The organism is Oleiphilus sp. HI0128, assembly GCF_001635365.1.
The window spans coordinates 1-9,990 of record NZ_LWGG01000869.1 but is presented as its reverse complement, the minus strand read 5'-3'; the positions used below and the strand labels follow the sequence as shown (position 1 = coordinate 9,990).

The 9,990-nt window shown below is 44.9% G+C and carries 8 protein-coding genes; 2 read left to right on the top strand and 6 right to left on the bottom strand.

Annotation, left to right across the window (positions count from 1 at the left end):
* On the bottom strand, positions 1-690 hold a 690-nt coding region (locus A3763_RS13770; protein ID WP_197482907.1), incomplete at its 3' end, for a penicillin acylase family protein.
* Between the two features lie 193 nt (positions 691-883).
* On the opposite strand from A3763_RS13770, the gene A3763_RS13765 reads away from it, so the two are divergent.
* Entirely contained in the window at positions 884-1,468 is a 585-nt protein-coding gene (locus A3763_RS13765; RefSeq protein WP_068514680.1) for a TetR/AcrR family transcriptional regulator, read from the top strand.
* A 30-nt stretch (positions 1,469-1,498) separates the two neighbouring features.
* Here the strand turns inward: A3763_RS13765 and A3763_RS13760 are convergent, their stop codons facing one another.
* Both A3763_RS13760 and A3763_RS13755 read right to left on the bottom strand, forming a co-directional pair.
* Positions 1,499-3,121, bottom strand: coding sequence for a long-chain-fatty-acid--CoA ligase (locus A3763_RS13760; RefSeq protein WP_068514677.1), 1,623 nt, complete (start codon positions 3,119-3,121; stop codon positions 1,499-1,501).
* Between the two features lie 54 nt (positions 3,122-3,175).
* Positions 3,176-3,667, bottom strand: coding sequence for a regulatory protein RecX (locus tag A3763_RS13755; RefSeq protein WP_068514675.1), 492 nt, complete (start codon positions 3,665-3,667; stop codon positions 3,176-3,178).
* Positions 3,668-4,047: 380 nt separating this feature from the next.
* Here A3763_RS13755 and A3763_RS13750 point away from each other — a divergent pair, with 380 nt between their 5' ends.
* Positions 4,048-6,879: a DUF349 domain-containing protein gene (locus A3763_RS13750; protein WP_068514670.1), complete on the top strand. Its 2,832-nt coding sequence runs from the start codon at positions 4,048-4,050 to the stop codon at positions 6,877-6,879.
* A gap of 49 nt (positions 6,880-6,928) precedes the next feature.
* Here A3763_RS13750 and A3763_RS13745 read toward each other — a convergent pair whose 3' ends face one another.
* The 3 genes from A3763_RS13745 to A3763_RS13735 all read right to left on the bottom strand — a co-directional run.
* On the bottom strand, positions 6,929-7,807 hold the full coding sequence (locus A3763_RS13745) for a DMT family transporter (protein ID WP_068514667.1): 879 nt from the start codon (positions 7,805-7,807) through the stop codon (positions 6,929-6,931).
* Positions 7,808-7,918: 111 nt separating this feature from the next.
* Positions 7,919-9,025: a lipase secretion chaperone gene (locus A3763_RS13740; protein ID WP_068514663.1), complete on the bottom strand. Its 1,107-nt coding sequence runs from the start codon at positions 9,023-9,025 to the stop codon at positions 7,919-7,921.
* Between the two features lie 92 nt (positions 9,026-9,117).
* The coding region (locus tag A3763_RS13735; protein ID WP_156495093.1) for a triacylglycerol lipase at positions 9,118-9,990 on the bottom strand (873 nt) is incomplete at its 5' end.

The following is a 9,990-nucleotide window of genomic DNA, read 5'->3' as shown; positions in this document are numbered from 1 at the left end:
CCCAGATTTTGTACGGCTGCCTGCGACAACCCAATTGTTAGACGCCATCATTCTAGGCAAGGCCTGATTCCAGATCACTTCACGCGGAACAATTCGTTCCTGAAGCTGAATACTCTCCACCAGTTCACGGTCAAAACGCTTAACGTCAATGGGAAATAGTTCAGCCAGAGCTTCTGTAGAGACGCCTGATTGCGTCAATTCAATAAAGAAACGTTCTACTTCCGCCTGCGATTGCGCCAAAGTCAGGTAGCTCGTCATTCGCGATATAAGAATAATATCCTGCACTTTCCAAGGTTCTGCCTGATAACCCAAGAGCTTCATTAAAGAAAATTCACCGGCTGAAAAGCCCGCATTGACACCATCACAGTAGGATTGAATCTGTGATAGTGAGACGACATCGAGCTTATTCAACTCTTGCGTTAAATTGCCATACCAATTTGCTCGCCTAAAGAACTTATCTATTGCCAAAGACTCTTCAGTATCCGAAAGCAGCTCCGTTAGCCGACCCTGCCCAAGTATCCGCATCATTAGCAATTGCGTGCCACGATCTATTGCATGCGCATAACCGCTCCCCCAAAGGGCGTCCTTGAAAGATGATGCTTTGACATGAGGCACTCCAGCCTCATCACGATTAATCGACAAACCTGAAGGCTGAGGCCCGCGAACTTTGATACGTCTCTTATTAAACATCTATGCACCTCGGACTAAAACAACATTTAAATTCCCATTAAAGGGAATATATAACCCAAAATGCTTTTTTTCAACATAAATTCCCACTCATGATCACTTATATTCTTTTTTATTATTGAAACGAATGATTTAGATCTCTTTAGGCATTAGAATCCCTAGCCATAGATAGGCCCATCAATTTAACGGAAGAGAAATGGGAAGAAAGAGCTTAAAAGTAGAACGAGTCAGTGAAATCCTGGATGCCTTTGAACGCTGCGTCGAAACGAAAGGACTGCAAGGTATGACACTGGATATGGTTGCTGAAGAAGCTGGCATGGCCAGGAGGATGATTCGTCATTATGTCGGTAATCGCAAGGAGCTTATTGAAGCTGGTGTAAAGAGAATTATCAGCAAGTTTGAAGACAGTGTTCAACAAAGCATGAACGTAGCTGAACCGGAAAAGCGTTTTGAAGCGGCTTTTGACTACATATTTAGCGAAGCGTTTAACAACCTACCGGCAACACGTCTGGTGGCTGCCTTGTTACCCGTAAGCCTTTACGACCCAGATGTACAAGCGGCAGTGAAGTCTATCTACGACTTCTTTCTGCTAGGGCTAAAGCAGGAACTAGCCGAACTAAACCCTAACATAGATGAAAAAGAGCTTGAGCAAACAGCCTACTCCATCATGTGTTTATCATTTGGTGGAGGCTGGATGGGGAACATTGGCTTCGACCCAAAGCTCAACCAAAAGAACAAGGAACTCGCAAGAGGCTTAGTTCAAAAATTGGGGCCAGAGTAAAAACAGGCATTTTTACTCTGACCTGAATTATCATTCTTTCCATTCGAAACCTTTAAACTGCTCTCGAATCACCTTTTTATCGAGTTTTCCCGTTGCCGTATGCGGTAATTCTTCAACGAATTCACAAGCAGTGGGTATCCACCAGCGGGCAACTTTTTCGTTAAAGAAAGACAGGATCTCTTGCTCATTTAGTGCTGCATTCGGTTTTCTAACCAACACCAACAAAGGACGCTCCGTCCATTTCTCGTGAGCAACACCAATCACTGCCGCTTCAGCCACATCTGGATGATTCATTGCCAAGTTTTCTAGTTCGATACTGGAAATCCATTCTCCACCCGATTTAATAATATCCTTGGTCCGGTCAGTAATTTGCATTCGTGATTCGGTATCCAAATAGGCTACATCACCTGTTTCGAACCAACCACCCGGAGCAAATTCACCCTCCAACTTATGGTAGCCCTCTGTAATAAATGGCCCCCTAACCTGCACGGCACCAGCACTTTTTCCATCCCAAGGCAATTCCTTCCCAGCTTCATCAACGATACGTAGGTCGACTCCGAAAATAGGACGCCCCTGACGTAATAAGGCTTCAGTAATCGCTTCTTCCGGCAACTCAAAATCAGCCGCTGACATTTTGTTATAAGTGCCGAGCGGACTCATCTCGGTCATTCCCCAAGCATGCTCTACATCTACATTGTGTTTGTCTTTGAAGGTTTGAAAGATTGAAAGTGGACAGGCGGCTCCTCCCACCGTCACACGTTTGAGACTGTCAATTGACTCACCACTTTCACCCAGATAGGCAAGCAGGGCCAACCACACTGTCGGAACGCCTGCCGACATCGATATTTTTTCGTCATTGATTAATTTGGTCAGAGTCTCACCGTCAGCCATTTTAGGACCTGGCATCACTAATTTTGCGCCAGCCATGGGAGCTGAATAAACGATCCCCCAGCCATTAACGTGAAACATGGGAACAATCGGCATCACCACGTCCTGGCGCGAAAGGCCAAAGGCATCCGGTAAGCTACTGGCATAACTATGAAGAACTGTTGACCTGTGACTATAGACAACCCCCTTTGGGTTACCAGTAGTACCTGAGGTATAGCACAAGGCAGAAGCTGTGGATTCTTCGAGCTCAGGCCAGTCAAATTCTGGTTCGTATTTAGCTATAAGCGTTTCGTAACACTGGACATTGCGTAAACAGGTTTCAGGCATTTTCGCCTCTGAGGTCAATACGACAAAACCTTTCACATTGGGCATTTTCTCTTGTAACTGCTCTAGCTTAGGTACAAATAAGGAGTCAACGAATAGCCATTGATCTTCAGCATGTTCAACAATGTATTCAATCTGTTCATCAAATAAGCGCGGATTAATCGTATGGCAAACCATACCTGAACAGGAAATCGCATAGTAAAGTTCGAGATGCCGATGATCATTCCAAGCCATCGTTGCAACCACATCACCCTGCTTTAAACCCAAGCCTTTTAGCGCATTAGCTAACTGACGCGTTCGTTGAAAAGCTTCTGCATAGGTATAGCGAAAGCTTGCTTGATCTGCGGTAACCGAGACAATCTCTTGCTGGGGATAAATTTTGTCAGCAAACTCCATCACTGAAGTTATGGTTAAAGGCTGATCCATCATGGTTGAGATCATTTGCTACATCCTCTTGTTATAAATATTGTTCTTATTTATTAATCTATTGGCGAGTTACACAAAATATTGTTCATCATCTTCATGCACTTCAAACGCAAAGGATATCTGCTCCATCGTAAAACCTCGTCCAGCTAGAAAGCGCATTTGTCGAGACTTCTCTTTGTAGTAAAGCGCCCGATCTTTATCATTGAGCGGCTCTCTAAATTTTCGTAATCGTAAAGACTGAGCCAAGGCAAACCAGTCACCCTCAAACGCTTCAAAGCCCTCATTCACCATTGAAGACTTCACACCCTTTTGCTGTAACTTGAAACGTATTTTCTGTGGCCCATGCCCCTTCTCATAGCTGCTACGAATAATCATTCTCACATATCGTTCGTCACTCAAGTAGCCAGCGTCTAGCATCGACTGAACTGCCTGTTCCACCAGAGCCTCTTCATATCCCTTACCTTGCAGCTTTTCGCGCAGCTCATGTTCACTATGCTCGCGACGAGATAGAAGATCTACGGCTTTATTTTTAACACTTTGGAGATCTGCTTCTCTCTTCATTTACCACGTTTTTCCATAAAGCCCTGCGACTCTTTTCAATATTGGCCCTATACGGCTCTCGTCACGTAATGAATCCCGCTAAATACCAGAGAATAGTGGAGATTTTTACGCGAGGCTGCGCTAGAATGCCCGAGCCTATTGCTCTCTTGAAGCTAACAAAAGCCTCAGGGTGCAACATTTGGAACGAGTTTAAATATATCCAAGCTCGTTCAGTTAATTAAGACTATAACGTGAAAAACAGCAGATTCCTATGTCAACAATGTCAGTAGGAATTCGACTTTTCGCACTCTCAAAGTCTTAAGACAAAACGGTTTCCTTTTTCGAAAGGACTAACACTTTACAAGAGCATTATTAAAAACAGAGATAAGCGAGATACCAGCATGGCTACTTTTCTTTCCAAGCTATTCAAACCAAAATGGCAAAGCAAGCATACAGCAACCAGACTTGAAGCAATCAAAGAGCTCAACCCTGGCCAGAATGAAGATCATCAAATATTACTTCAGCTTGCACAAAACGATGAACAAGTAGCCGTCAGAAAAAGCGCCACATCACGCTTAACTGACCCTCAAGCACTGATCACGCTTCACGCGCAGTCTAAAGACGAACTAAAGCCTCTAATTGAAGAAAAGTTATACGAGCTGGCTAACGCTCAGTCATTGAGTATTTTCGACCTAATTACTGACAATAAAATACTTACTCAAATGATCATTAAGTCGAATCAGGCAGATGCTTTCCTAAGCGGTTTGGCTCGGATTGAAGATAAGCAATCACTGCTAGAAATTGCAGTAAAAGCAAAAATGGCAAAACTCCGACAAGCCGCTGCTGAGCTTATCGAAACAGAAGCAGACTTAAGCACACTGCTGAGTCAGGCAAAGGGTAAGGACAAATCGGTTTATCATATAGCCAAGTCCAAGCTTGCCACTATCCGCAATCAGATCGCTGAACGAAGTCAACAGCAACAAGATATAGAGAAAGCACTAGCAGACATTACCGCCCTCGCAAAAACCGAGGTTCTTCAGCACTACGATGCCAAGCTTTTTAACCTAAGCAAACGTTGGGCGGCAGTTAGCCTCAGTGCTAACGAAACACAACGCAAAGAATTTGCTCACTACCAAGCTGAGTGCCAAGCAAGAATTGATAAAATTGCCCAAGAAAAGCTCGAAGCAGAAGAACAGGAGCGCTTAATCCAAACCGGTGGTGATGAGCAAGAAGCGACTTTGTATACATTGTCTGAAACACTTAAGCGCTTCACCACGGAGGTCCCCTCATTTCATGATATCTCTGCAATTGACGCGCTAATCAAAACTCAGGAAAACCGCTGGCTCGAAGTCACTCGCAATGTAAAAGTCGAGAAGAACAAGGCAAAGCACTATCAAGTATTAATGAGTGAGATTCGTCAGTACTATAAAGCGCTTACGCTCTTGAAAGAAGCTGAGCCCGAGCTAAAGGAATCGATCGACGAACTTAGCAAACAGGGTAAAAAAGACAGCACGCAACTCGATACGCTCAACCAAAGAATTCGTAAGCTTCTTAAGCAGGTAAATTGGCCGAAAGATTACGCACAACCAGAAGTTATTTCCCAAAGCAATGAAGCGCTGGGGCATTCTGCTGAAATTAAGCAACAGGTCGCTGAGAACACTAAAGAGATTGAAAGCAAGATTTCCCAATTAGTCACGCAACTCGACAAGTCTTTGGAAGATAAACAGCTAAAAAAATCCAACTCTTTACTCAAAGATATCCAGCGACAAATCAGTAAGCTGGGAAGCAAGCAAAGTGACCAGTATCACAACATGCTCAACCTCAGAATTAACCAGTTGAACGACCTGCGCGACTGGCAGGGTTATGCATCAAACCCTCGCCAACTGGCGCTGTGCGAATCAATGGAGCGTCTCGTCGACACACATATCGAGCCACGCGATAAAGCCGATCGAATCAAAGCAATGCAAAAGGAATGGAAAACCTTGGGTGGTGCTTCAGACCAATCGTTATGGCAGCGCTTTAAAGAAGCGGCCGACAAGGCTTACGAACCTTGCCATGCTTTTTTTGACGAACAGAATCAACTTAAAAAGAACAACTCCGCAAAGCGCGAACAAATCATCACAGAGTTAAGCAACTTCATTGATAACAATGACTGGGAAAACGCTGACTGGAAAGGCGCTGAAAAAATTAACAGACAAGCTCGCCTTGAATGGAAAGAAGCCTACCCGGTTGATTTCAAAACCAATAAGCCAATGCAACAACAGTTCAATGCCCTCTTAAAAGCCTTTGATAAGAAACTTGATACAGAAAGAGACAAGAACCTCTCCTTGAAGCAAGAAATCATTGATCAGGCGCAGACGCTTATAGAGCTTGAAAACCTTGAACAAGCCATACAAAGTGCAAAGGACTTACAACAAGCCTGGCAAAAGGTTGGCATCACGCCTTATAAGAAAGAAAGAGAGCTTTGGCAAGCATTTCGCGCAATTTGCGACCAGATATTTGCCCGCCGCGACCAAGTTCGCAATGAAAAGAAAGAAGAGGCGAATAAGGCTTCAAACGCAGCGAACGAGCTTCTATCTCGTATCGAATCTGAACTCGATTCCCTAAGCGATACCAACCTTAGCGAACTCAAAGCCAGATTAAGCGAGTACCGTAAAGAATATAAGTCCCTACCTTCAGTACAAGGCAAAGCTCTGGAAAAAATTCAAAATCGTTTTGAAGCTTTACTCAAAAAACTTAAGCAACTTATCGCTGGCCAAGAAAACAGGCAGCACCTATTAGCTTGGCAAGAAGTACAGCGTAAGGCTAAGCTCTGTAGAGAGGTCTATCACAATAATACTCAGGCCGATGCGAGCCTTGATGATGAGTTTGCCTCGCAACTTGAGCTTCCTAAAGCTCAGGAAGATACTCTTAAAACTTTATGGATCTCTGTCAAAGCTGGTTCGGTAAGTCCCGAGCGTTGCGTGACACTTCAAGAGGCACGTTCTTTGTGTATAGCTTGTGAGATCGCTGCAGGTATCGAGTCACCGGAAAGTGACAAAGAGCTGCGCATGCAGCTACAAGTTAGCAGGCTTTCAGAAGGAATGTCTTCATCAGGTGAAAACCTAAGCCGAGAGCAACAACTTAGCGCAAGCTTACAAAAGTGGTATGACTCGGTTGGCCCGACACTAGAAGAGTTCAGCCAACTTGAGCCTCGAATTGACAATACAATTCAACACCTTTTTGCTCAATAAGACTAACTAAGCGAGACGGGTGCTCATCTATCAGAGCGCCCGGTTTGCTTCACTTCTGTCTGGACAGCATATTAATAATTGCGCCCGCCAGTATCGCTCCAGCACCCAGCCACACCCAGATGTCTGGTACTTCACTAAAAACAAGCCAGCCTAGCAATGCTGAAAAAACTACCTGCAGATAAGAAAACGCTGTCGCCCTTCCTGCAGGTTCCGTTTGCATTGACTTGGTTAAGCCAATTTGCCCGACCTGTGTAAAGATCCCGACCAAAAATAAAAGTGAACAAGCTTCCATTGTCGGCAAGACAAAATCGTCCCCCAATAACACGAGAGAAAATGGCAAAGCGACCATAGGGAAGTAGAATACAATCACGGAAGGGTCTTCCGTCTGACTGAGCTTGCGGACAATAACATAGGCCACACCACTCCCAAAAGCACCTAACACCGCAGCCATCAAGGCAAAACTGGCAATGTCCGTCCCTATTCCGCCAAACAACCAAGCAGGTCTTGCGACAAGCAATAAGCCAATAAAACTAAAACCGATACTGATAACAAGAGACCACTGCAATCGCTCCTTAAGAAAGAAAGTCGCTAGAATGGCAGTAAAAATCGGATGTAAATACTGTAGAACCGTGGCTTCAGCCAAAGGCATATGTGTCACAGAATAATATACACACACTAACGCCAACGTTCCCACTGCGCCGCGCAGCATTAACAAGGGGCGATTATTGCCCAGAAGGGAAATGCGCTTACGTTTTACATCGACATAGCTCAGGAGCACGGAAACCAAAGCTCGCGCAGCAACGATTTCCAAAACAGGTATACCCAACAAGCTGACTTTTTTAACGCAAGCAGCCATCAGAGCAAAGCCCAGCGCACTAAGAATCATGTAGCGCATGCCGATAGGCATGGCAAAGAAAAGCTGTTTCATTTTCTAGAACAGCGAATATAGAATAAACGCTCGATAAGCACGGCAACCTCACATGTTTAAAACACAGAGGATGCTACACAAAGTTAGTTCAGTGCTCAATGAATAGATGGGCTAAACGTCAGCTTTGCGCTCGTAAACTTTCACTCGAATCTGCTCGCGTGAGTCAAATTGACTGGCACGTAATGTATCAACTTGAGCCTGACGCTCTTCAGCACTCAAGCCTTCTATCAATAGGATTTCTTGTCGTTGATCCAGAAAACTATCAATACGCGCTTGCCATTGAGCGCGCTCCTGATCCAAAGTATCGAAACGTTCAGCTGCTTCAACACCAAACATTTCAACCCTAACCGCTCTGACTTCATCATAGCCGCCACCCTCTTCTTCTATTTTGGCAACACGGGCATTTAATTCGTCAGTGATACGAGCCTCTCTACGGGACTCTATAATGTCATAAGGCGCTTGAGCATCGACTTGCGCTAGTCGTTGAGCTTTTTCTTCTTCGCTCAAGCCTTCCTCAGCTTCTACACTTAGTCTAGCCAGAGTATATTGATCATAAGCCTCTTCTGAGGCATAAAATGCCTCGTAGACCTCTGCATCCAAATATTGCGCACGCATTTCTGACTGAGCATTTAGCTGCTCACTTAACAAAGCGACATAACGACCTTTATCGGCCATTAACTCTCCGCTCTCCATCATGCCTTTAATTGACTCTGAGCGACTGAGTTCATAGTCATACAGCGCTTGCTTTAGTGAGATATACTGAGCCAAGATCTGTTTTGACTGAGTCAGTGCAGGCTCCTGCAAATAGTAACTCAAGTATTCATCAATTCTAGCCAGCACGATATCCAACTCTTCTTCCTCAATGGTCGAAAGGAAGTAATCAAACACTCTTTTGATATCGCTGGAGATACGTAAGTTACCCTGGTCATCCACCTGCAGACTTTGCTGCATTTGAGTCCCTTGAAGCGAGTCAGGCAATGTACCTAGTCGACTCTCGTATGCAAGGGCATTGATAAGCTGAACACCTTCAGCCTGATCACTCGCCAATGGCCGATCCTCAAGCTGAGATAACCTGCTGCCTTGATTCAGACTGAGGAGACTAGTATGAGCCGCCCCCCCTTCATCAAATACAAAAGTACTTACAATCATCGCCAATGCTGCTACGCCAGCACCGCCCAATAGAAAGCTTCTCTTAACTAGTTTGGTTTGATGAGTCATTGACAAGCGATACCTTATGTTCTTGGAAAGTTAGAAGTTCTACTAGCTGCTGAAAACAGCTCCCCTAAAAGCATAGAGGAGCTGTAAAAGGCTTATAGTCCAGCAGACTTCAAGCGTGATGCCTGATTCTTATATAAAGTTAGAGGATCAGTCTCAAACAGATGGTGAATACCAAAGACATGATTCACTGCATCCATATGGTTCATGTTATAGCGCGTACCGATAACATCTCCCCAATGCTGGTCACAACGTTCAACCAAGCCATCGTTCGCACCACTGATCGTTGCACCCGTAAACATCAAGAACGCATCTGAAATATCTAAAGCATTGGTAAATGTCGCATCACCACCCCATGAGTAGTAACGAATACCATTTACTTTAGATGCACCTTCACCACAACGTGAGCTAGGCTTTCCATCCGGGAATAAAGCGTTAAACTGGTTAGCGCCTGGCGATGTCATGAACGTTACTGAGGCCTTCGCATCCTGCGCATACTCAGGGTTGCCTGACAAGGCATCAATTACGTTACCAAGCAGATTAAGAGATCCTTCGACCAATGCTTCAAGGCCACCACCAACAGGAACGATACCGCGAGCAACATCAGCGAAGTCAGAACCAAAGTTCACCGCATTGATAGTCGTTACCGAAGCAACCAAGTCAGGTCTTACGCCCGCTGCATAGCGTACAGTTGGCCCACCCAAGCTGTGGCCCATCAAGTTGAATTTCTGCGCACCCGTCGCCGCACGAAGATCTTCCAATGCTGCAATAAGGTCTTCTCCACGCTGGTATGCATCATCCCATGCAGTCACATTCGGCGCATAAACCTTGGCACCACGTTCTTTAAGAGCACTTTTAACACCATAAAAGTAATCGATACCTAAAATATCGCTAAAGCCCGAAACACCATGAACTAGAACGATAGGGTATTTTGTTTCGTAGGCGTCGCAATCCTGCCACCACCAACA